The sequence below is a fragment of the Bradyrhizobium sp. AZCC 2230 genome, from assembly GCF_036924495.1.
GTDB classification, from domain to species: domain Bacteria; phylum Pseudomonadota; class Alphaproteobacteria; order Rhizobiales; family Xanthobacteraceae; genus Bradyrhizobium; species Bradyrhizobium rifense.
This window is the reverse complement of the sequence record NZ_JAZHRS010000001.1, coordinates 8,151,278-8,172,893: the sequence shown is the minus strand read 5'-3', so window position 1 is coordinate 8,172,893 and position 21,616 is coordinate 8,151,278. Positions and strand designations below refer to the sequence as shown.

The 21,616-nt window shown below is 60.9% G+C and carries 23 protein-coding genes and 3 pseudogenes; 17 read left to right on the top strand and 9 right to left on the bottom strand.

What is annotated here, in order from left to right; all coding sequences use genetic code 11:
* Positions 1 to 4: 4 nt before the first annotated feature.
* On the bottom strand, positions 5 to 535 hold the full coding sequence (gene petA / locus V1280_RS38950) for a ubiquinol-cytochrome c reductase iron-sulfur subunit (protein ID WP_212322761.1): 531 nt from the start codon (positions 533 to 535) through the stop codon (positions 5 to 7).
* A gap of 279 nt (positions 536 to 814) precedes the next feature.
* Between petA and V1280_RS38945 the strand changes: the two genes are divergently transcribed.
* The 5 genes from V1280_RS38945 (at position 815) to V1280_RS38925 (ending at position 4,044) form a co-directional block, all read left to right on the top strand.
* The gene (locus V1280_RS38945; protein ID WP_334535893.1) at positions 815 to 1,273 is read left to right on the top strand and encodes a tRNA (cytidine(34)-2'-O)-methyltransferase; all 459 of its coding nucleotides are present in this window, start codon (positions 815 to 817) and stop codon (positions 1,271 to 1,273) included.
* A gap of 19 nt (positions 1,274 to 1,292) precedes the next feature.
* A complete protein-coding gene (gene queE / locus V1280_RS38940) occupies positions 1,293 to 1,925 on the top strand; it encodes a 7-carboxy-7-deazaguanine synthase (protein ID WP_334535892.1) in 633 nt (210 codons plus the stop codon).
* Positions 1,926 to 1,942: 17 nt separating this feature from the next.
* On the top strand, positions 1,943 to 2,308 hold the full coding sequence (locus V1280_RS38935) for a 6-pyruvoyl trahydropterin synthase family protein (protein WP_334535891.1): 366 nt from the start codon (positions 1,943 to 1,945) through the stop codon (positions 2,306 to 2,308).
* A gap of 117 nt (positions 2,309 to 2,425) precedes the next feature.
* On the top strand, positions 2,426 to 3,313 hold the full coding sequence (hemF, locus tag V1280_RS38930) for an oxygen-dependent coproporphyrinogen oxidase (protein ID WP_334535890.1): 888 nt from the start codon (positions 2,426 to 2,428) through the stop codon (positions 3,311 to 3,313).
* Complete coding sequence (locus V1280_RS38925; protein ID WP_334535889.1) at positions 3,304 to 4,044, top strand: HAD family hydrolase; 741 nt, start codon at positions 3,304 to 3,306, stop codon at positions 4,042 to 4,044. The genes hemF and V1280_RS38925 overlap by 10 nt, the downstream gene beginning before the upstream one ends.
* On the opposite strand, the gene V1280_RS38920 is transcribed toward V1280_RS38925, so the two are convergent.
* The gene (locus tag V1280_RS38920; protein WP_334535888.1) at positions 4,041 to 4,244 is read right to left on the bottom strand and encodes a hypothetical protein; all 204 of its coding nucleotides are present in this window, start codon (positions 4,242 to 4,244) and stop codon (positions 4,041 to 4,043) included. The two genes, V1280_RS38925 and V1280_RS38920, sit on opposite strands and share 4 nt — an antisense overlap.
* Before the next feature lie 118 nt (positions 4,245 to 4,362).
* Between V1280_RS38920 and V1280_RS38915 the strand changes: the two genes are divergently transcribed.
* Positions 4,363 to 4,569: a YodC family protein gene (locus tag V1280_RS38915; protein WP_334535887.1), complete on the top strand. Its 207-nt coding sequence runs from the start codon at positions 4,363 to 4,365 to the stop codon at positions 4,567 to 4,569.
* A gap of 234 nt (positions 4,570 to 4,803) precedes the next feature.
* On the opposite strand, the gene V1280_RS38910 is transcribed toward V1280_RS38915, so the two are convergent.
* From V1280_RS38910 to V1280_RS38900, 3 genes and pseudogenes are all read right to left on the bottom strand, one after another.
* Entirely contained in the window at positions 4,804 to 6,579 is a 1,776-nt protein-coding gene (locus tag V1280_RS38910) for an adenylate/guanylate cyclase domain-containing protein (RefSeq protein WP_334535886.1), read from the bottom strand.
* A 176-nt stretch (positions 6,580 to 6,755) separates the two neighbouring features.
* Positions 6,756 to 8,181, bottom strand: a pseudogene (locus V1280_RS38905) (IS1182 family transposase).
* 117 nt (positions 8,182 to 8,298) lie between these two features.
* Positions 8,299 to 8,709: a hypothetical protein gene (locus V1280_RS38900; protein ID WP_334535885.1), complete on the bottom strand. Its 411-nt coding sequence runs from the start codon at positions 8,707 to 8,709 to the stop codon at positions 8,299 to 8,301.
* A 333-nt stretch (positions 8,710 to 9,042) separates the two neighbouring features.
* On the opposite strand from V1280_RS38900, the gene V1280_RS38895 reads away from it, so the two are divergent.
* Positions 9,043 to 9,267, top strand: a complete 225-nt coding sequence (locus V1280_RS38895; RefSeq protein ID WP_334535884.1) for a hypothetical protein — start codon at positions 9,043 to 9,045, stop codon at positions 9,265 to 9,267.
* Positions 9,268 to 9,279: 12 nt separating this feature from the next.
* Positions 9,280 to 9,429: pseudogene (locus V1280_RS46940) on the top strand (DUF2158 domain-containing protein); the annotation flags it as partial.
* Between the two features lie 318 nt (positions 9,430 to 9,747).
* Here the strand turns inward: V1280_RS46940 and V1280_RS38890 are convergent.
* Positions 9,748 to 10,626, bottom strand: a complete 879-nt coding sequence (locus V1280_RS38890) for a LysR family transcriptional regulator (protein WP_334535883.1) — start codon at positions 10,624 to 10,626, stop codon at positions 9,748 to 9,750.
* A gap of 140 nt (positions 10,627 to 10,766) precedes the next feature.
* On the opposite strand from V1280_RS38890, the gene V1280_RS38885 reads away from it, so the two are divergent.
* The 3 genes and pseudogenes from V1280_RS38885 (at position 10,767) to V1280_RS38870 (ending at position 13,715) form a co-directional block, all read left to right on the top strand.
* The gene (locus V1280_RS38885) at positions 10,767 to 11,165 is read left to right on the top strand and encodes a nuclear transport factor 2 family protein (RefSeq protein WP_334535882.1); all 399 of its coding nucleotides are present in this window, start codon (positions 10,767 to 10,769) and stop codon (positions 11,163 to 11,165) included.
* A 186-nt stretch (positions 11,166 to 11,351) separates the two neighbouring features.
* Positions 11,352 to 12,246 (top strand): annotated as a pseudogene (locus tag V1280_RS38875) (isocitrate lyase/PEP mutase family protein).
* A gap of 53 nt (positions 12,247 to 12,299) precedes the next feature.
* Positions 12,300 to 13,715: an MmgE/PrpD family protein gene (locus V1280_RS38870; RefSeq protein WP_148771833.1), complete on the top strand. Its 1,416-nt coding sequence runs from the start codon at positions 12,300 to 12,302 to the stop codon at positions 13,713 to 13,715.
* A gap of 354 nt (positions 13,716 to 14,069) precedes the next feature.
* Here the strand turns inward: V1280_RS38870 and V1280_RS38865 are convergent, their stop codons facing one another.
* Both V1280_RS38865 and V1280_RS38860 read right to left on the bottom strand, forming a co-directional pair.
* Positions 14,070 to 14,504, bottom strand: a complete 435-nt coding sequence (locus V1280_RS38865) for a GNAT family N-acetyltransferase (protein ID WP_334535881.1) — start codon at positions 14,502 to 14,504, stop codon at positions 14,070 to 14,072.
* A 227-nt stretch (positions 14,505 to 14,731) separates the two neighbouring features.
* The gene (locus tag V1280_RS38860; protein ID WP_334535880.1) at positions 14,732 to 15,445 is read right to left on the bottom strand and encodes a hypothetical protein; all 714 of its coding nucleotides are present in this window, start codon (positions 15,443 to 15,445) and stop codon (positions 14,732 to 14,734) included.
* A 928-nt stretch (positions 15,446 to 16,373) separates the two neighbouring features.
* On the opposite strand from V1280_RS38860, the gene V1280_RS38855 reads away from it, so the two are divergent.
* From V1280_RS38855 to V1280_RS38830, 6 genes are all read left to right on the top strand, one after another.
* Positions 16,374 to 16,826 (top strand): ester cyclase, encoded by a 453-nt coding sequence (locus V1280_RS38855; RefSeq protein WP_148771828.1) that lies wholly within the window; start codon positions 16,374 to 16,376, stop codon positions 16,824 to 16,826.
* A 134-nt stretch (positions 16,827 to 16,960) separates the two neighbouring features.
* Positions 16,961 to 18,043, top strand: coding sequence for a bifunctional DNA-binding transcriptional regulator/O6-methylguanine-DNA methyltransferase Ada (ada, locus tag V1280_RS38850; RefSeq protein ID WP_334535879.1), 1,083 nt, complete (start codon positions 16,961 to 16,963; stop codon positions 18,041 to 18,043).
* Positions 18,044 to 18,508: 465 nt separating this feature from the next.
* Positions 18,509 to 18,766 (top strand): hypothetical protein, encoded by a 258-nt coding sequence (locus V1280_RS38845; protein WP_334535878.1) that lies wholly within the window; start codon positions 18,509 to 18,511, stop codon positions 18,764 to 18,766.
* Positions 18,767 to 18,880: 114 nt separating this feature from the next.
* Positions 18,881 to 19,318 (top strand): hypothetical protein, encoded by a 438-nt coding sequence (locus V1280_RS38840; protein ID WP_334535877.1) that lies wholly within the window; start codon positions 18,881 to 18,883, stop codon positions 19,316 to 19,318.
* Between the two features lie 36 nt (positions 19,319 to 19,354).
* Positions 19,355 to 19,747, top strand: coding sequence for a DUF3551 domain-containing protein (locus tag V1280_RS38835; RefSeq protein ID WP_334535876.1), 393 nt, complete (start codon positions 19,355 to 19,357; stop codon positions 19,745 to 19,747).
* Positions 19,748 to 19,902: 155 nt separating this feature from the next.
* A complete protein-coding gene (locus V1280_RS38830) occupies positions 19,903 to 20,151 on the top strand; it encodes a DUF3551 domain-containing protein (protein ID WP_246207468.1) in 249 nt (82 codons plus the stop codon).
* A gap of 408 nt (positions 20,152 to 20,559) precedes the next feature.
* Here the strand turns inward: V1280_RS38830 and V1280_RS38825 are convergent, their stop codons facing one another.
* On the bottom strand, positions 20,560 to 21,552 hold the full coding sequence (locus V1280_RS38825) for a TauD/TfdA family dioxygenase (protein ID WP_334535875.1): 993 nt from the start codon (positions 21,550 to 21,552) through the stop codon (positions 20,560 to 20,562).
* Positions 21,553 to 21,616: the final 64 nt, after the last annotated feature.

The window sequence follows — 21,616 nt, the reverse complement described above, 5'->3', positions numbered from 1 at the left end:
AAGCTCAGCCGATCTGGATTTTGGTGTCGGAAACGAACTGGTACGGCGGCACCGGCAGGTTCGCGGGCGCGGGCCCCTGGCGGATGCGGCCGGACGAATCGTACTGCGAACCATGGCAGGGGCAGAAGAACCCGTCGTAATTGCCTTCATGAGCGATCGGGATGCAGCCGAGATGGGTGCAGATGCCGATCACGACCAGCCACTGGTCATGGCCGGCTTTAACCCGGGCCTCGTCGGCCTGCGGATCGGGCAGGCTCGCCACCGGAACGGCGCGCGCCTCGTCGATCTGCTTCTTGGTGCGGTGGCTGATGTAGATCGGCTTGCCGCGCCAGAACACCTTGATGTCCTGCCCCTCGGCGACCGGGCTCAGATCGACCTCGATCGGCGCACCGGCGGCGATGGTCGAGGCGTCCGGATTCATTTGGGAGATAAAGGGCCAGAGCGCAGCTGCGCCCCCTACTGCTGCAGCTGCCCCCGTTGCAACGAATAAGAAATCACGGCGTGTCGGATGGTCCGCCGAAGACGCTGTCGTCACGATTCCAACCCTTTCTTCTTATGCTGCCGACGGAACCGTTCCAGGAGCCCCCAAGGTCCCCGGAACAGTCTGCCGGCGCCCGCGGCCCCCCGCGGCGGCAGAACTTGGCGTGTCCCCACCAAAACAAGGCGAAAAACAGCAGTCCAGAATCGTTCTATTGGCACCCTTGCAGGACGAGCGCAAGCCCGCTAACGGCGCGGGAGCGTGCAATGCACGAATTCCGCGGCCAGCGATGTTTTATTGAGACATTTCCGGCCCACAACCGACCGACCACCGCGCATGCAGATCGCACTTTTCCAACCCGACATCCCGCAGAACACCGGCACGATTCTCCGCCTGTGCGCCTGTCTGGGCATCGCCGCCCATATCATCGAACCGGCCGGCTTCCCGGTCTCCGACCGGCATTTCCGCCGGGCGGGAATGGATTATCTCGACCACGTCAGCATCGTCAGACATGATTCCTGGTCGAAATTCGAGGAGTGGCGCGCGGCACACAGCTACCGGCTGCTGCTGTTCACCACCAAGGCCGCCACGGATTACCGCGATTTTCATTACCAGACGTCGGACATCCTGCTATTCGGGCGCGAGAGCGCCGGCGTCACCGACGCGGTGGTCGAGGCCGCGGATGCGCGGCTGGTGATCCCGATCAGCCCGGGGCTGCGGTCGCTCAATGTCGCCATGACCGCGGCGATGGCCGCAGGCGAAGCGCTCCGGCAGGTCCGGAACCTGCAAGTTTGATTAGTTCGAGGAGAGACCAGTGAGTTACGCGGTCAAGGAAATCTTCCTGACCTTGCAAGGCGAAGGCGCCCATGCCGGGCGCGCATCGGTGTTCTGCCGTTTTGCCGGCTGCAACCTCTGGAGCGGCCGCGAAGCCGACCGCGCTGATGCGACATGTCAGTTCTGCGACACGGATTTCGTCGGCACCGACGGCACGCTTGGCGGCCGCTACGCCACAGCCGTGGAACTCGCCGACACCATCGCCGCGCAATGGACGGCGTCCACCGACAACCGCTACGTGGTGCTGACCGGCGGCGAGCCGCTGCTGCAGGTCGATGACGCCCTGGTCGACGCGCTCCACGCCCGCGGCTTCGAGATCGGCGTCGAGACCAACGGAACGGTCGCGCCTCCAAAAGGACTCGACTGGATCTGCGTCAGCCCCAAGGGCGGCAGCGAGCTGGTGCTGCGCCAGGGGCACGAGCTGAAGCTGGTCTATCCGCAGGCCCTCGCCGCACCCGAGACGTTCGCGAGCCTCGCCTTCGAGCGCTTCTCGCTGCAGCCGATGGACGGGCCAGCGGTCGCAGAGAACACCGCGCGCGCGATCGACTATTGCCTGCGCCATCCGCAATGGCGGCTGAGCGTGCAGACGCATAAATCGCTCGGCATCAGATAGGACGGGTTGACGGACAGATGTGGGAATTGACGAAATCGTTCCGCTTCGAGGCGGCGCATTCGCTGTCGGGAACGACCTTTGGTGCGGCGAGCGAAGAGATCCACGGCCACTCCTTCCGCGCCGAGGTGACGGTGCGCGGCACGCCGGACCCTGCGACCGGCATGGTGGTCGACCTCGGCCTGCTCCAGCGCGCCATCGAGGAGGTGCGCGTGACGCTCGACCACAAGTTCCTCAACAAGATCGAGGCGCTGGGCGCACCGACGCTGGAGAACCTGTCGCGCTTCGTCTGGGAGCGGCTCGCACACATCGGCAAGCTCACCCGCGTCAGCATCCACCGCGACAGTTGCAACGAGAGCTGCACTTACTACGGTCCGCAGCCGTGAGATTTCGTAGGGTGGGCAAAGCGCAGCGTGCCCACCATTCAAGACGACGGTGAGAGATGGTGGGCACGGCGCGAGGGCGCCTTGCCCACCCTACAAGATCCGGTTTGGGAATTGGACATGGACGCTTCGACAATAGAAGACCGCAAGGCCCGCGCCCGCAGCTGGTTCGAGCGCTTGCGCGACGATATCTGCGAAAACTTCGAGCGGCTCGAGGATGACGCGCCGCAGAGCCTCTATTCCGGCGAGGCCGGCCGCTTCCAACGCACGCCCTGGCAGCGCACCGATCACTCTGGTGCTGCCGGTGGCGGCGGGGTGATGTCGATGATGTCGGGCCGCCTGTTCGAGAAGGTCGGCGTGCATTGCTCGACCGTGCATGGCGAATTCGCGCCAGAGTTTCGCGCGCAGATTCCGGGCGCTGCGGAGGATCCGCGCTTCTGGGCCTCTGGCATCTCGCTGATCGCGCACCTGCGCAATCCGCACGTGCCGGCCGTGCACATGAACACGCGCTTCGTCGTCACCACCAAGGCGTGGTTCGGCGGCGGCGCTGATCTGACGCCGGTGCTCGACCGAAGGCGCACGCAGGAGGACGCGGACACAATCGCCTTCCACGCCGCGATGAGAGAGGCCTGCGACCAGCCCAACGGCGTTGCCGATTACGACAAGTACAAGAAATGGTGCGACGAGTATTTTTATCTGCCGCACCGGAAGGAGGCGCGCGGCGTCGGCGGCATCTTCTACGACTGGCACGACAGCGGCGACTGGGACGCCGACCTCGCCTTCACCAAGGACGTCGGTCGCGCTTTCCTCAAGATCTACCCTGATATCGTCAGGCGCAATTTCGCAAGCGCCTGGACTGCTGACGATCGCGAGGAGCAGTTGATCCGCCGCGGACGCTATGTCGAGTTCAACCTGCTCTACGACCGCGGCACCATCTTCGGGCTCAAGACCGGCGGCAATGTGGATTCGATCCTGTCGTCGCTGCCGCCGGAGGTGAAATGGCCATGAGCGTAGTGAAACCTCTCCCTCGCGCCATGCTGATCGACATGGACGATACCATCCTGTCGGCCTATGGCCGGCCCGAGATCGCCTGGAACACGATCGCGGAAGAATTCGCCGAGGAGCTCGCACCGCTGCCGCCGCAACAGGTCGCAACCGCCGTGCTCGCCTATGCGCGAAACTTCTGGTCGACTGCGGAAGCCGCGTGGCGGATGAAGCTTGGCGAGGCGCGACGGCTCACGGTGCGCGGCGGCTTCGCCGAGCTCGCCGCAAACGGCCACCGCGCCCTCTCCGACGATCTCGCCGCGCGCCTCGCCGACCGCTTCACCACCTATCGCGAGGAAGCGATCTTCGTCTTTCCGGGTGCGCATGATGCGATCGACGCGTTCAAGGCGCGCGGCGTCAAGCTCGCGCTGGTCACCAACGGCGCCGCCGACATGCAGCGCGCCAAGGTCGAGCGCTTCGAGCTCGCCCATCGCTTCGATCACATCCAGATCGAGGGCGAGCACGGTTTCGGCAAGCCCGAGGAGCGCGCCTATCTGCACGCGATGGAGGCGCTCGGCGTCACCGCCGAGGACACCTGGATGATCGGCGACAATCTGGAATGGGAAGTCGTCACCCCGCAGCGCCTCGGCATCTATGCGATCTGGATCGACGTGCATGGCGACGGCCTGCCCGAAGGTTCGACCGTCAAGCCCGACCGCATCATCCGCTCGCTGACCGAGCTCGTGCCGGGCTAAATCCCGAAAACAACCCCATGCACAGTAGGCGGCTGCTGCAAATTCAACGGCTTGCCGCCAAACGCGACGCGATTGCTGATTTTACGAAAAATCATTTGACGCGTCGGGCAAAACAGGCGCATGATGCCACCATCGCCGCGCCTGGGACGGAATAATCCGGAAGCGACCATCGCGCGATTTCCCACTCGAACCTCTGCCATCGACGTTTCGCGCAGTCCACGCAAGCCGGCGCAATTCACGGGCCACGCAGCCCGTGATCGGCGTGTCATGACGGCTTGCTAGCCTTCGCTCTCATCGATCAACCCGAAAGGACCACCCATGGAATTGAAAACCGGCGACGTCGTCATGCTGAAATCCGGCGGCCAGCCGCTGACCGTCGCAGAGGTCAAAGGCGACGACATCGTCTGCCTCTGGATGGGCTCGGAAGGCGATCTGTTCCGCGAGACGCTGCCACTGGCCACGCTCGAGCGCCTCGAAATCGAAGACGATGAGGACGACGAAGACGAGGAAGAAGACGACGAGTAGTCGCGCCTGAGATCGTATCCTGATTAGATCGGAGCGCTTCGCTCCGGCACATCTGATGTCCGCTTCTCCGCCGACAACGGCGCACTAGCGGACATCGCTGGAGTTCGCAGATGGGCCAAGACCGGAAGTCCCCGACTGGTGCGAATTTTCCCATCTACCTGCGAACCGAAAGCAAGCGTCAGCCGGTCGCGGTGATGCGCAGCTAGGTGCTACACCTCGTCAGTGGACGTCGCTTCAAGCAACCCCCAGCAACTCAGAAAATTGGCGCGGAATGGACCTGTCCCGATGCGGAAACATGATATTGATAAGCGCGCTGTCTAGATCTGGCCGACATCGATAGGCGTCGGCAATCGCAACTTTTGCGGCGTCGTGACGGCCAAGCGAGGCCGAGATCTTGGCGCAAGTGATGTGGCAGAAAAACACCTCCGGCTTTAGCTTCACGGCTTCGCTTGCGAGCGGCGCGCCACGCTCCGGCGCCCCCAGACAAAGCCAATTGAGCGCCATTTGCGATAAGAAGCCTGCGCGGAAAAAATGGGCGGGAGCAAGGCGAAGCATCCGCTCGAACATTTCATTCGCCTCTCGAGCCTCGCCGTAAAACGACAAAACGTTCCCGCAGGGCCCTAGCACATTGGTGGAATTGCTATTGAGGGCCAAGGCGCGCCGTGCGTATGCCAACGCCTCGTCGTGATTTCCGACGAACGCAAGCCCGACGGCGTAAAGACCTTGGCTGAGATAGTCGCCTGGGCTCAAGGATGTCGCTCGGCGAGCCGCCTCCAGCAAATTTCCGGCGTCCGCCTCATCCTCGGTCCAGCCAGTTATCAAATCGACAATGTAGGCATTTGCGAGGTATTGATAAGCTGCGACGCTCTTTGGATTGGTCTCCAAAGCGCGGGTGGCGCAGGCGATGGCGGTGCGGTTGCCATTGTGCGTACATTCTGCGATATGCCATCCCGCTGCACGCAGCGGCGAGCTTGCAGGGTTTGGCGCACCAACATCTCCGCGAACCAGCGTGATCCAAAGCGCGTATTCAAGCGATGCAACGATATCGCGAACGATCTCATCTTGCAGATCGAAGACAGCAGAGTAATCGCGGTCGTAGCGATCCGCCCAAATATGATTGCCGGAAATTCCGTCAATGAGCTGCGCGGTGACGCGGATGCGGGCGCCTGACTTCCGGACGCTTCCCTCTAGTACGAAACGTACGCTGAGCTCGCGCGCGATCTTTCGGATATCGATTGACCGTCCTTTTTGGGAAAAGCTTGAATTGCGTGAGACGACATTGAGCCATCGAAACCTAGATAGTGCCGTGATGGCATCTTCAACCAAGCCATCGCAGAAGGCTTCAATTTCGGCGTCATGACTGAGGTTATCAAACGGGAGCACCGCGAGACTTGGCCGCGTTCCGCGTTCTCCGGCCGAACGAGTTCGAGCGCCAGAGCGATCATCGCCCGCGTCGCCAGAGGCCCCAACGGCCTCCTCCTCCCGTGTCATGTCTTTCGCCGCAATGCCGTACACACCGACCGCCCGCGCGATGTTCTTGAGTGCGTGATCGCCGAGATCGACGAACGGGAATGCCAATTTATCGCGGACCTGATCGTACGCGGCGCTCGAAATGCAGATGCCGCCCGGCTCGGCAATTCCCTCAAGGCGCGCAGCGACATTGACGCCGTCGCCAAAGATGTCATCACCGTCGATGATGATGTCGCCAACGTTTATTCCGATCCGGAATTGGATGCGCGGCTCGGCGGTTCGTTCCGCCATCTTCTCCTGAACCGCGACCGCGCAAGTCACGGCGTCGACGGCGCTCGCGAACTCGACGAGCATGCCGTCGCCCGTGGTCTTGACGATGCGGCCCTTATGAGCAGAGATTGCGGGATCAACGATCTCGCGCCGACGCGTTTTCAAAGCTGCGAGCGTGCCGACTTCATCAGCGCCCATCAGGCGCGAGTAGCCCGCGACATCGGCTGCGAGAATTGCTGCAAGCCGGCGTTCGACCCGAGCCTCGGCCATTTAGTGCGCTCCAGTCCAGCCTAGTGGCAGGGCAAGTCTATGGGTCAAGACCGGGCTCTGTCCATCACGTTCGCAATGACCGCTCCGGGTCCAGGCCGTGTAAAAACGCGGCTCCGCATCACCTCCATGCAGCGGAGGGCGGCCATCGGTGTCGCCCTTTAGTCTGCTGCCGCGCCTCACGCCCGCATGGCTGCCAGCAAAGGCCCGACGCCGAGGATATTCAGTGCACGCGTGAGATTGTAGCTGAGTACGTTCAGCGCCATTTCGGTTGCGACATTGGGCAACCGCTTCATTAGAAAGTGTGTTGCACCCATTCGCATCTTCAGTGTGGCGAATGGATGCTCGACGGTTCCGATCGAGCCGGGTCTGCGCGGCCTCGACGACGTGTTCGTGTTCCCAGCGTTTGATGCGGCGCTCGTTGGACGTCGTGCACTGATCCTTGAGCGGGCATGTGCGGCACGCCTTCGTCAAGTAAATCCGCATTTTCTGGCCATCTTCATCAGCGGTGAAGTGGTGCGCCAGCTTCTCGCCGGCCGGGCAGCGATAGACGTCGTCCTTGGCCAAATAGACAAAATCAGGTTTCCCAAAGCGGCCTGCCGACTTGGCTCCCGAAGTTTGCGGCTTGGGTAGCGTCACCGCGACCCCGGCCTGTTCGCATGCCAGGATTTCTTCACCTTTGAAGTAGCCTCGATCGGCAACGACGTCCAAATTATCGCTGCGCAGCGCGGCTTTCGCCGCCTGCGCCATCGTCGCCAGTTGCGATCTATCGGCGCCGACGTTGGTGACCTCGTGCGCGACGATCAGATGGTTCGTGGTGTCCACGGCACTTTGTACGTTGTAGGCGACCATGCCTGAGCCGCGCCCGCTCGTTGCCATCGAGCGGCAATCGGGATCGGTCAGCGATATCTGCTTGTCGGGCGAGGCGAGCAATGCCTTTTCAATCGCGGCCAGTCGCTTCACTTCTTCTTCGAGCTTCGCCAGCTTTTCCTTAAGCCGCGTCTTGGTCAGTTGCACCGTTTCCGACGGCTCTTCTCCTGCGGCAGTCTGGCGGTCGGCGGTGTCCAGTTGGCTCATGTAGCGCGCCACGCTCTCTTCGATCTGCTTCTGGCGACGCTGGATCTTGCCTTGCGTGAAATTGTTGTCGCGACTGTTCACGGCCTTGAACTTGCTGCCGTCGATGGCAACGCTGGCCTTCGTCAACAGGCCCATCTTGCGGCACAACTCGACGAATTGCGCGCAAACCTTCCTGATCGCTGGGCCATTGTCTTTGCGGAAGTCGGCGATGGTTTTGTGATCCGGCGCGAGCCGTCCGGTCAGCCACATCACCTCGAGATTGCGGCCTGCCTCGCGCTCCAGCCGCCGGCTCGATTGGACCCGGTTGAGATAGCCGTAAATGTAGAGCTTGAGCATCGGCGAAGGATGGTACGCCGGCCGGCCGGTCGCCGCAGGATCAACGCCATCGAACCCGAGGTCGCGCAGATCCAACGCATCCACGAACACATCGACCGCGCGAATAGAATTGCTCTCGTCGACCCAATCATCGAGGCATTCCGGCAACAGCGTCGTCTGCTGGCGATCCGCCCCTTGAACGAAACCCCGCATCACTTCCCCCGCCGATTCAGCAAGAGAATCATAGCATCGACGGCGTTTTTACACAGCCTGGGTCACCAGCCGACATCGCTTTCGGCAGCTTGAATGCACATTGATGTGCGCAATGGGTCAATAGCTGCCATCAGGACGTGGAAACCCTCGTCCTTTCGGGGGTGCCTGTTCGATACAGGTCTTTGCTCGCGTGACGATTTCGTCTGGTGATAGCTCTCTGAGAAGTCGGTCACGTTCGCGACCGAAAATATGCGCAAGCTCCATGAGACGTTTGGTCTCACCTTCAGGTTCGCGTGTATCCAGTCTTCTGAAAGTTACCGATGCGTTCTGATAATTGATCTCAGCCTCGTTCGCTTTATTTCGTAACGCGTCGTCAACTGGGACCTTGCCGGCCTCCATGAGTTTGTCGGCGACAAAAATAGTCGTCGCACAGGTGAGTTGTGCGTCCTCTTGGCCTGAACAAGCCGCTACAGCCAAACTCGCTACAGCAAGCAGAGCCAGGATTGCGGTTTTGCGGAAAGGATTCACTCTTCGTCTCAGTTTGACCGTCGGGGAAGATGGTCGATGCCGACAACCTCTTTTGAGTTGCATGACAGCAGGCAGTCAACCGCGAACGCGGCGAATGCTCAATTTTCCATGAACGGAGGAAGCTTGCTTCGGGTCGAGAGCTGCCATTGCGGAGAATGCCGATAGCTTCGAAGGGCCACAAGCTGACACAGCCGCAATCACGGCTTTGCGAAAGTCAGTTTGCGCCGGCTTTAGGTGGCGTGTTCACGTCAGGTCGAAATTTCGGAAACAGCTTTGTTGGCGCTTAATCGGGCCGTAGTAGAGCGCTCCGCATGAGAAATCGAGACAACTGTCATGGACGCGAAATCCGCCGCACAACTTAAGAGGCACACGGATATAGTGGTTAAGGAGCTAACCCTGGCACTGACCCTGGCCAAGGGAGCCTGTGCAGCGGATGAGTTTCTGAGGTTAAGGACATCAGTCGGCGACATTATCGCTCGCGTAGACGGTATGCTTGTAGACGGTATGCTTTACGAGACCATCTACAAAGATCATCCCGATCTGGATGAAACAAAATAGTGTTGCAGTGCAATTTCAGGCGACGACATCGTCTGCCTCTGGATGGGCTCGGAAGGCGATCTGTTCCGCGAGACGCTGCCGCTGGCCACGCTCGAGCGCCTCGAAATCGAAGACGATGAGGACGACGAAGACGAGGAAGAAGACGACGAGGACGACGAGTAGTCGCGCCTGAGATCGTATCCTGGTTAGATCGGAGTTGCTTCGCTCCGGCACATCTGATGTCCGCTTCTCCGCCAACAACGGCGCACTAGCGGACATCGCTGGAGTTCGCAGATGGGCCAGTTGCAGACGTCGAACTGGGTGATGATCAAGCCGCGTGATGATCAGGAGCGAATTCGCTGCCGCGCTGCCCCTCTTTCTTGCCGCCCCCTTCGACACCGAGCTTGAGCAAAGGGATAGCCCCACAGTTGCGTTGGCTCAGGCATAGGTGCTCGCGATATAAGACGATGGTGCTGGAGATAGCCCCGGGTCCTACGAGCATTACGAGCCGGCCCGCACGATGAAATTGCGCACCACGGGCGACGTCTCTCCTCGCCGGTAGGCGAGAGCAAGCCGCGTCGTCGGCGACCGGCCGGCAATCTGCCGATAAACGATGCCCGTCACGCGCACTTGCATCATCGACGCCGGGACGATCGATACGCCAAGCTCTGCGGCCACGAGATTCACGATCGATGTAAAGTGCGGGGCGACCTGGCCGATAATCGGCTCGAACCCGGCCTTTCGACAGGCGTCGACAATCGTGTCGTAAACCGTCGGAGCGACTTCCCGCGGGAACAGCAGAAACGGATCGTCCTTCAACATTCCGAGATCAATCTCTTGCAGGCCGGCAGCAGAGTGACGCTTGGGAAGGGCGACTACCATCGGCTCCTCCGAGAGCCGGCGCAGCTGCAGCTCTCCGGTATCGAGCGTGCCTGGCCGCAAGAAGACGGCGTCGAGCGTTCCCTCGCGCAAGCCGGTAACGAGACGCGCCGTATTGGCTTCCTCCAGCGTGAGGTAGATTTCGGGATAGGCGCGTCGAAAGCTGCGGATCGCGGACGTTACGACGACGCTGAACGTCGCGGTTGAGGTGAAGCCGACACGCAGCGACCCCAGTTCGCCACGCGCCGCGCGGCGCGCCGCCATCGTCGCCCTCTGGGCGATCGAGGGCATCTCCTTCACGCCTGCCAAGAACGCTGTCCCGGCCTCGGTAAGCTCTGCGCCGTGGGCGGAACGATGGAACAGCGCAGCACCGACCTCCCGCTCGAGGTCCTTGATTTGCTGGCTGAGCGGCGGTTGGCCGATGCCGACCTTGGCCGCCGCCCTCGTGAAATGCCGCTCCTGGGCAACCGCCAGGAAATATCGGATGTGGCGCAGCTCCAAGGTCATCTCCAAAACAGATGAGATTAGTTAGTATCATATATTGGACCAATGAGACGCGCGGGTCTAGGTCTTGGGACAGGACAATCTGTCCAAGCCAATGTCGAGCGAATAGGTCGCTCGCGTCTACAAAGGAGGAACTCATGATCACCGAAGACTACGTCCAGAAGATCTTCAAGGGTCTCGAGCAAGGCGATGGCGCGAAGTTCTTCGCGCATGTCGACGATAAGGTCGACTGGATCGTCGAAGGCACACACACCCTCGCCGGTCACTATAAGTCGAAATCCGATTTCGTGGCCGGGACCTTCGCGAAGCTCGCCAAGGTTCTGCCCCGCGGAGCTCAACTCGTCGTCGAGCATCTGCTCGTAAAGGATGATCAGGCTGTCGTGGAACTTCACTCCTTGGCCACGGCGAAGAACGGACTAAGGTTCGACAACAGGTACTGCTGGGTCGTCCACTTCGATGGCGGCACCATCGACCGAGTAAGGGCCTATCTCGATTCGGCGATGGTCGCGCGTCTCTTCGCGGAAAACCCGGTCTAGCGATCGGCGCAAGGCGTCTCACCACTCCGTCGCTGATGAGCCGGCAGGCCCGCGTCTGCTTCCGATACGGGATGGTTTACGTCGCAGCAAGAACTTCGCCGACCAGAGCCTCGGTAGAGACCCCGATTGGCGAACAGCTGGCCTGATTTGGACTGGACCTGGGTCGTTCTAGAGAGCAGGAGGGAAATGATGTCGACTTCTCACATCCAGACGCTTCGAGCGATGCTGCGCGAGGAGAAAGGCGTTATTTTGCCTGGCGCGCCAAATGCGCTCGCGGCGCGGATCATTGCTGATCTGGGCTTTAAGGCGGTCTATCTGACCGGGGCTGGACTCACCAATATGCACCTTGGCTTGCCGGACCTTGGGTTCATGGACCTGAACCAGGTAGCCGATCATGTGATGGCCATCCGGTGTGTGATCGATCTGCCGCTGATCGTCGACATCGACGGGTTTTGGCAACGCGGTCAACGTCACCCACACGGTTCGCATCCTGGAGCAAGCCGGTGCCAGCGCCATTCAAATCGAGGACCAGCATGCGCCAAAACGGTGCGGTCATTTCGACGGCAAGGAGTTGATCTCCCTGGAGGAGATGGTGGGCAAGGTGCGGGCCGCGGTCGACACCCGGCGGCAGGATCTGGTTGTCATCGCACGCACCGATGCATGTGCCGTGGAAGGCTTCGAGGCGGCCATTGAGAGGGCCGGTCGCTACATCGAGGCGGGCGCGGACGTCACATTCGTCGAGGCTCCAGAAAGCCTTGAAGACCTCAAGGCGGTCCCCCGTCGCCTGATGGCGCCTCAGCTGGTCAACATGGTGCTCGGCGGCAAGACACCCATTATCGGCGAGAAAGCGGCGGCCGAAATGGGCTTCAGCTTAGTGCTCTACGCCAACGCCGCCTTGCAAGGAGCCGTGCATGGCATGCTGTCGACGCTGTCGACGTTAAAGGAAAAGGGCGTCCTCGACGAGCGCGCTGTCACATCGTTCGCGGAGCGCCAGAGGCTGGTGGACAAGCCGGCCTTCGACCTCATGGAGGCCCGCTACGCGGCACATGCAGCGAGCGACAATGGACAGCGGCGGACATAGTTCGTCGTTCATGCGGCGCAACCGAACGTTCTAACGACAAGGAGAATCGGATCATGACCCAGATTGAAGCTGTTGCGAGGGGCAAACCGGAGCCGGTCATTTCGGGCCCCAGCCAGGCCGATGGCATCGCACGCTTTGCTTTGCGCGCGAAATACGACGACCTGACTGCCGAGCGGCGCGAGCGACTCAAGGTGAGCATCCTCGACGCAGTGGCGTGCGCCATCAATGCGCTCGGCGCGCCACCGATCGAAGCGTGCCGCGCGCAAGCCGATGAACTCGGCGGTCCAGGCGGCCGCTGCACGCTGGTCGGCGGTGGCCGCGCCAACCCTGTCTATGCGGCGTTCTACAATACGGCGCTCATCCGATACGTCGATTTCATGGACAGCTATCTCGCCCGAGGCGGGCTGTGCCACCCCTCGGACAATACGGGGGCGATCCTCGCCGCCGGCGAGCACGCCGATCTTTCGGGCAAGGATTTCCTGACCGCGTTGGCGGTGGCCTATCAAGTCGAAGCGCAGCTCACCGCGTCGGTGCCGTTCATGGCCCACGGGTTCGACCTCACCACACAACTTTCGTATTCGCTCGCAGCCGGACTGTCCAAAGCGCTCGGCCTCGACGACCAAAAGACGGCAGCGGCCCTCGGGATCTGTGGCGACTTCATTCCACTGCTCGTCGCGCGAACGACGCCGATCTCGCAATGGAAGGGTCTCTCGTCTTCCCACTTGGCACTGGGGTGTTTCCATGGGGTCTTGTTGGCGTCGCGCGGCGTGACGGGCCCGAGGTACGTCGTCGAAGGAACGGATGGCTTGGCTCAAGCACTCGGGGAGCAGATCCGAATCGATTGGGACTGCGTGAAGCTCGACGCCTTCGACCGACTCGCCCTGAAGAGCTACAACACCGCGGTTCCTGGCCAGGCGTCGATCCATTGCATGCTCGAGCTGCGTAACGCCCACGCAATCGATCCGGCGCAGGTCGAGAGCATCGAGAATGACGCCTTCCAGGACGCCTACGATTTCATGGGCGGTGGAAGATTTGGTCCGAAGACTGACGTTCACACCAAGGAACAGGCGGACCACAGCCTCCCCTACCTTCTCGCCGTCGCGCTCCTCGACGGGAGCGTCCAGCCGGCGCAGCTCGCACCCGAGCGGATTGCGAAACCGGACGTCCAGAAGCTCCTCCGAAAGGTCCAAGTTAGACCGGACGAAGGCTTCACCACTCGCTACCCGAGCGAGACGCCGAGTCGCATCACCGTCCGGCTCACGAGCGGCAAGTCGTACACCCATGAAGTGAACGACTACCCTGGGTTCGCGACGCGGCCATTCACCTGGGATGAAATCGTGGCGAAGCTCGACGATCTCGCGGCCGATCGCGCGGACGAAGGACTGCGCAAGGAAATCGCGGCTGCAGTGCGCTCGCTGGAGAGCATTCGCGTGAAGGACCTGATGAACCTGCTCGATCGCGTCGACTAATCGAATTTCTCGCTTGCGCGCGCGCATCCGAGACAATCAGGAAGAGCGGGAGGAGCCGCTGGTGACCTTAAAGTCGGATAAGCTGCAACCAGGCACCGCCGACTCGGCGGTGCCGCGCAGCTGGGCTCGATAGTCCGTCTAGGCTCTCGGCCAATACGACGTCATACGGCCGACCGCCGGCGAAGACCCGGGGCAATTGCAGGCCACGCCAACCTTTATTTTTTCAGAGCAGGACACGGCCAGTTCTAAGAAAGGGCCTTAGGCCCCCACTTCCGCAATGGGCCCATAAGCAGTCAATTCGAATCCCAGTCTTTACGAACTGCACCTTGCTGCCGTCGCGCTCGCACCGGGGACTCAACGCCGAAGTTTCTTGCGCATCATCACGTGCGATATGCCTGCATCGTCGAAGATCGCTCCTTCTTGTACGTACCCAAGTTGTCCATAAAACTCGCGTGCCGTGAATTGCGCTGCCAGAATAATTTCCTGGGCGCCGTCGCTGGAGGCGGCGGCCGCGGCGAACTCCATCAACTCCCTTCCGATCCCTTTTTTCCGTGAATTCGCCGATACCGCCATCCTGCCGATCTTCGCCGTGTGCTCATGGCGCACAATGCGCAGCGTCCCAATGACGTGGCCGTCAGAAAGTGCGGCAAGATGAGCGGCGACTTTGTCGTTCTCATCGACTTCAAGTTCTTCCGGGACGCCTTGTTCGATGACGAACACTTCGCGTCGCAAGGCATATACCGCCGACATGAGCGGATCTGTCACCCGAATCTCGACTATGGTCGTCAATTTCCATCTCCTCGTACCCATCTTGCCAACCCGGCACCGCCCCCTGTCTCCTTTGCTGGCCTAGCCGGTTGAAGCGAAGCGAATGCAAGTGGTGCTGGCGGACAACTTTGACCGCTTCGGGTCAAAAATGCGATGCAATCAACCTGCGCAAATCTAGGACGCCACGCCTCACTCAGCGGACCTCAACGAGGCGCGCCGCTCCTTCGCTGATGGGCCAGAAGCGGAAGTTATCGCGGCTTTCTCAGGTGCCAGTCGCCATTACGGTGCTCGATCGAAGTCGATACACTTCGTTGGGGGGCTCTGAGAGACGATGCAAGAAGTTTGACGCGCGTGTTTCCGTCCCAGCCGGTGAACTCGTAGAGCCAATCCTCGTCGTCCGGTGTCCGATAGTGCCATTCCTTGAGAGATGGATCGGGCGTGCTTGGAACGACATCCATCCCATCGGGAGGTCCGGCGGGACCGATCGACGAGGCGACCGAGGCAAGCCAGCGCCTATCCGGCGAGTAGTGCGGGGGCGCAACGATTTCCATGGCGTCACCAGTGTTGGCCCTCACGAGGAGCCAGCTTGCACCTTCCCAATAATCGACCTCAATCAGGACAAGGTCGTGCTCGGGAAAATATCCCGTTAGCTGATATTTTACACAGCCCTCGGCTTCATGGCTCTGACACTTTGCTCCCTCGTTGAGATAAATTCTCGTCTTCCCGTTCCTGAAGTTCAATTGCAAACCAGAGCCGACGCGCCGGGCCAGATCGCCAACCTGTTCCAGACAAGCTTTCTCGGATCGATCAATGTCGCCGATGCCGTGGTCACCGATACAACGACCGTCCTGCGACGGGTGATCAGAAAAGGAATAAGGAGCGGCTGCAAAAGCGTCGTTTGCGTCCGACACCAGAGATGCAGTCGCCGCGGCAATTGCGAGCGAGATCAGAGGAAATTTCATTGTGGAGCCTTCGACAGTCAAACAACCGACTTGATGGCAGAAAAATCTCTCTTTTGGAGTTAATTCCTTCGCTCAAAGTTATTGAACCCGCGACTTCGGCAATGGGTCAAAATGCGAAGAACTCAGGGTGAGCAAAGTCAGTCCGCGCTACGCCACCAAGCGAACCTCAATGAAAGGTGTCGCCACTTCGCTGATGGGCCAAAAGGGGACAAGCGATGCGGTTCGGAGTGTTGCCTGTCACGCTTGGCTTTCCAGTTTGTCATTGAGAGATTCGAACCAGTGCGGCGCTGAACGTGACCAACTATTGCGGTCATTCAAAAAGGCAAAGGTTGCGAGCCCATGCAACGGGTGATGATTATTCTAGTCCTATTGCTTGCAAGCTGCGTTGCCGTGCGCGCCGACCAAGTCGTAAATGAGGTTTACCGGGATCTCATCAGGCCGCACGGGCACCCGCGCAGCGCCGCTGTCTCACAAGCCGCGCTCGATTTTTGCTATAGCCAGACTGGTGACATTCGAGGCCTTGCGGATACCGCTGCATTCAAACAGTGCATGCTCAGTCGCGGCTATCGATGGCAAACAACGAAGATACAGGGGAGACCCGCACCCGAGAATGGCCCAGACTGGTGCATAGCACATGACGTGACGTGCTAGTCAGGAAGCTACTTCCGATTTGCTACTAACTCCGGACGTCACGCCATACCGCGCCAACTGTTGCGATGGGCCAAAGCCGGACCTTCGTTGAGTTCTCACCCAAAGATCGTGCTCGCCTCACCTCTCGCGCGAGAGATCAGTTTTCTCCGCCATCCGGAAGGTCAGGGCATTTCGAATTTCAGGACAAGAACCGGAGTTTGATGCGCGAGGGCAACGCCTAGACATTGCAGCGATCGAGAGTCGATCGATGATTCCTGCAAATGAGAGGTGTTTTTCGATGAGCAAGCAAGATGAGAACAAGGCCGTCGTCGGTCGTTGGTTCACCGAATTCTGGGGCAAGACCGTCAACCTTGGCGTCATCGACGAGATCGCCGCGCCGGACATGCTGCTCAAATATTCGCTGCATGAACCGCGTCGCGGCCGCGAGGACATCAAGGCGTTCATGACCGACTTCCGCGCCGCGTTCCCCGATCTCAATTTCTGGGGCACCGCGGACCTGATCGCCGAGGGCGACTATGTCGTCGGTCAATGGGAGGGCGGCGGCACCCACACCGGCCCGGCCTTCGGCGATTTCCTGATCGGCGGCCTGCCGGCTGCGACAGGCCGCAAGATGCGCTTCACGGGCACCACGGTGCTCAAGGTGATCGACGGCAGAATCGTCGAGGAGATCGGTCTCGATGACGGCGTCACCGCACTGACCCAGCTCGGGTTGCTCAAGGCGGCAGCCTGATCGGAACGCTTCCGCACCATCGGCACCGCCGATCTCGTCGAACGGGGCCCGCACATTGTGCGGGCCCCGTCTGTTTTTGGAGCACCGTCGGAAATCGGGTGGCAACATCTGCGGTATCGTGGAGACTACAGCCTATGACCGCAGCAACCCTTCAGTTCCGGAAGCAGATTCCCCTGCCGGTCGCGGATGATCCGCGATGGGCCCGTATCCTGGCGCGGGACAAGGCGGCGGACGGCCAGTTCTGGTATTCGGTTTCGACGACGGGGGTCTATTGCCGGCCATCCTGTCCTTCACGCACGGCAAACCCGAAGAACGTCCAGCTTCACGACAGCCTGACGGGTGCGAGGGCGACCGGCTTTCGACCGTGCAGGCGTTGCAATCCGGACGGGCCCTCGGTCGAGGCCGAAAACACCACGCTGGTCGCCAAGGTTTGCCGCATCATCGAGGCGAGCGAGGAGCAGCCGTCGCTGGAGCAGCTGGCCGGTGCAGCCGGCTTGAGCCCCGGCTATTTTCATCGAATCTTCAAGGCCGCCACCGGACTGACGCCGAAGAGCTATGCCGCCGAATTCCGTGCCAGGAAGGTTCGCGAAGGTTTGGCGTCCTGCAATTCCGTGACCGAGGCGATGTATGACGCCGGCTTCAATTCGAGCGGGCGGTTCTACGAGAAGTCGACCGGAATGCTCGGCATGACGCCATCGCAATATCGCGCCGGAGGCGCGAACGAGGAGATCAGGTTCGCGGTCGGTCAAAGTTCTCTCGGCCCCATTCTGGTCGCGTCGAGCCGGAAGGGCGTGGTTGCGATTCTTCTTGGAGATGACGCGGAGGAGCTGGTCCACGATCTCCAGGATCGCTTCCCCAAGGCGCGTCTGATCGGCGCTGACCGGGACTATGAGGCGATGGTCGCCCGCGTGGTCGGCTGCGTGGAAGCACCCGAGATCGGTCTCGATCTGCCGCTCGACATTCGCGGCACCGCGTTCCAGCAACGGGTCTGGCAGGCGCTTCAGGAGATTCCTGCAGGCAGGACCGTCTGCTATGCCGAGCTCGCGCAGCGGATCGGGGCGCCCAGCGCAGTGCGCGCCGTTGCCGGCGCCTGTGCGGCGAACAAGCTCGCAGTCGCCATTCCGTGCCACCGCGTGATCCGCAACGACGGGTCGACCTCCGGATATGCCTGGGGCGTGGACCGCAAGCGCGCCCTGCTGGACAGGGAAGCCTCGTGAACCGCCTGAGCCGCGGAAGGTCGTCGGAATTCTTCTCGATTTGAAAGCAAGCATCGGAGTTTGAGCAGGAGCGCGTGCGCTTAGCTTCGGTCGTGAGGACAAATCAGGAGCGACACCATGTCGATGACCAATTTCAATGCGATTGCGGCCGCGCGCGGGGATGGTCTGGATCCCAGGCTGCGCGAGCTCCTCGAACGGGCTGCCGTCTCACCGTATTCCGAGGTGGTGGTGCGGGCCGATGGAATGCTCCAGGCGGGCCCAAATCCGGGATCCCCGGGCATGGAGACAGTGTCGGCGGTTGTGGTCTGTTGGCCACACGGACGAGTACGATGAGCAGGCGCGCGTCCTGGTCAGACCGGCGCGCTCAGCTCCGGCACATGTGGACATCGGTGGAGTTCGCGCAAGGGCCAAGAGCGGAACGTAGCGCTCTAGCTATTTCGAAAGCTTCTTGATCGAGATGTAGATATGCTGCCATTTGCAAGGCAGGCCCTGTTCCCGCGAGATGGTTCTATGGACGCGAAATCAGCCGCACGATTTAAGCGGCACGTAGAGCGGGTCATTGAGGAGTTATCCCTGGCGCTCACGCTCGCCAAAGAAGCCTCTCCAGCAGACGAATTTCTGAGATTGAGGACATCGGTCGGCGATATCATCGCTCGGATAGACACCGTGCTTCAGGACAACATTTACAAAGATCATCCCGATCTGGATGGCAGGAAAGACTGACCATTAACGTCCGTCACTTGCTGACGTTGCGGTGAGCGCTACCAACGTCCGCTGGGGTCCAACAGCAGACGTTGCCAGTCCGCCTCTTCAATCGCCTGGTCGACACAGGTCGGCATGTTGATTCAAATCAATGGTTCTCCCGACGCTCCGGGATCAATTGCCGCGAATGCCACTTCATCCTTGCGGGAGACGAGCATGCGGATGTTGGCTGTCGCTGCTGTCCTGAGCCTGACGCCGGTTGCGGCCTTCGCCGTCTCAGATTGCCGGGTTACCGGTCATCCATCCGTGTTTGGCGTCGACATGACGGCCTACTTCGCGGTCAGGTCGGGCGGAACGTGCAATTTCCCGATGCGACTTCCGGGAGCGATGCATAACTCGGGAGTCTCCCAGAAGCCCGCGCACGGGACGCTGAGACAGATCAACGTAACGACGTTCAGGTACACCGCGGCATCCGGTTACAAGGGCAACGATACGTTCGCCATCTATGGTGAAGGAAAGGGTCCACACGGCTCAGGCAGGTCGGTCATGACGGTGAATGCAACGATCGAGTAGGAGCGGCAGAAGAACCATCGGAGGCCATGGACGTGCATGTGTTATTGCTGTTGCCGCTGCGGAGGCGCGCGGCCTAGTATTGCCGCCGTGCACGGAAAGCCGAAAATCTCTGTGGTTCGCAGTGCCCTGAGATCCGCAAATCCTCGGAGTCACACGATGCGCGCGCTTCCCTTTCTCCTGATCATCTGGATCGCAATGTCTGCGCCGGCTCCCGCCGTAGCTCAACGGTTCGGCGGCAATTATCCGGTTTGCCTTCAGAAGTGGGAGTGGGGCGGTTCCAGCTCTATTTCGTGCCGGTACAGTTCGTGGGACGAGTGTAGAGCGACCGCTGCAGGCCTTTCCGCCATGTGCGTGGCGAACCCTTATGCGCAGCAACCTCCGTCCGCGCAGCCACCGTCGCCTCCAGACCGCGGTCTGCGTCTCCGATAGGTGCGATTGCGGCGGCAGCAATTGCGCGGAGCTTTCGCAACTCGTCAGGAACGATGTCGTGTAACGCCGGGTTGATGCTTGCTGTTGAGGCCACAATTCACTAGCGATATCCGGCGTCCGGCACCTGCCGTTCGGCTGACATGATGGAGGATCTCATGCGGATCGCCTTGCTGGTTGTCTTCATGGTGGCGGGGCTCGCTCCCGCAGCGCACGCTGAGCGCGACTATCCCTGGTGCGTCTTTGGCGGCGGGCTCGGCAGACCCGGCGAATGCATGTATTCGACGCGAGAACAGTGCCTGGCCTCGTCATCCGGCCGGTGGAACACCTACTGCGACATAAACCCGCGCGTGAGGTTCAACCAGCAGCAGGCTCCGCAGCCCCGAACGCGCCGAACGGCGCAATAGATGCCGGGGATGTGACCAGTCGTGAAGCCGACACCCGTTGGGACTCTGCAGCCTGGCCCTAGTTAAGGACACAAGGGACAGCTGGAGAAAAAAGCGATGCGTTCCATTTTGGCTTTGAGCCTTTTGATCGCCCTGTGCGGCGTTGCGAACGCGGCGCCGGCGCGTCACACCCACCGGCACGTTGTGGTTCGCTCGAATCCGGGCACGTTCGCGCCAAGCTCCGCTTCGAGCTTTGCTTACGCACCCACTCGCCTGCCGCTCCAGGACCGATCCGGCACCCCGGACTGTAACAAGCCTGAACCGTATTACGGCGCTTGTCAGGGTTATGCGCCTGGCGAAAAGGAGCGATTTCTCCAGAGCGTGTTCAGCCCGTAGATGCTTGAGCCTGCAAGTCCTTGGGCCAGACCATCAATCCAGCGGAACGTTCAGACGGGTCCCTTTGGTGATAATGCCGCCACGGTTGCCGATCTCGATCGAGCCATAGCGCTGCCTGAAGCAATCAGGCAGCGACCGGTCACCTTCCATGCTGAGCCAAAGGCGCAGCAAGTGACGCTTTTGGTTTGCATTGGGCCAATCGCGGAATCCGGTCCGATCATGCAGCAAGGCATGATTGTAGACGAACTGCATGTCACCCGGCTGAAGCCGCATGCCAAAATGCAAGCTGGAGTCGTTTGCGAGCGCGTCGAAGAGATCGAGCGCCTCGACATGAGCCGGCGTCAGCCTTGGCGCATCGGGAAAGCGCTGCGCGCTGTCGATATACTGGCGCTGATAGAACCCGGTCAGGAATCCCGCGTGCCAATTCAGCACCGGGATTTCGAGATACGGCTTTTCGTTCTCCGGCACCTCGCCGCGCCGGTCTGTCGCGATTGCGTCGAACAGGAGAGCGGCCAGGTCGGGACGCCTGTCGAACATCGCGTTGTAGATCGACGTCGTGCTGACCAGGAGAGAGTCCCCTCCCTCCATCGCCTCGCGAATGCATAACAGCCCAACCACGTCGGACGAATCCGTGTGGAAGGTCTGCCGTTCCGACGTCTGATAAATCCGGGTGTTCGGATCTCTCGCATCGGCGCCGACGTCACGGACATGACCGAGAATGTGACCCGCCGCATTCTGCGACCGCGCCGATCCCAGATGCGCGCCGACCCCGCAAAATATCGTGGCCGCAAACTCCTGGCTGTAATTTGCCACCGGCAGGCCGCGGATGACTTCGAAGCCCAGGCCAGTCAGCAGCTTTGTCCTGAGCCCTTCCAGATGCGCGCCGAAATGAGGAAGCGGAAAGCTGTCCCTGGTGATGTCGGCGATTTTCTTGCTTCGACCAAGATAGGATTTTGCCGCGTTCTCAAGCTGGGATGTCGATCTTCCCCGGAGGGCGATTGATCCCGCGGGTCGCAGAGACCACATTCATGGTGTTGGCTCCTGAGAACATCGGGCGTCGTGCGATCGACGATATTGTGACGACCGCCAG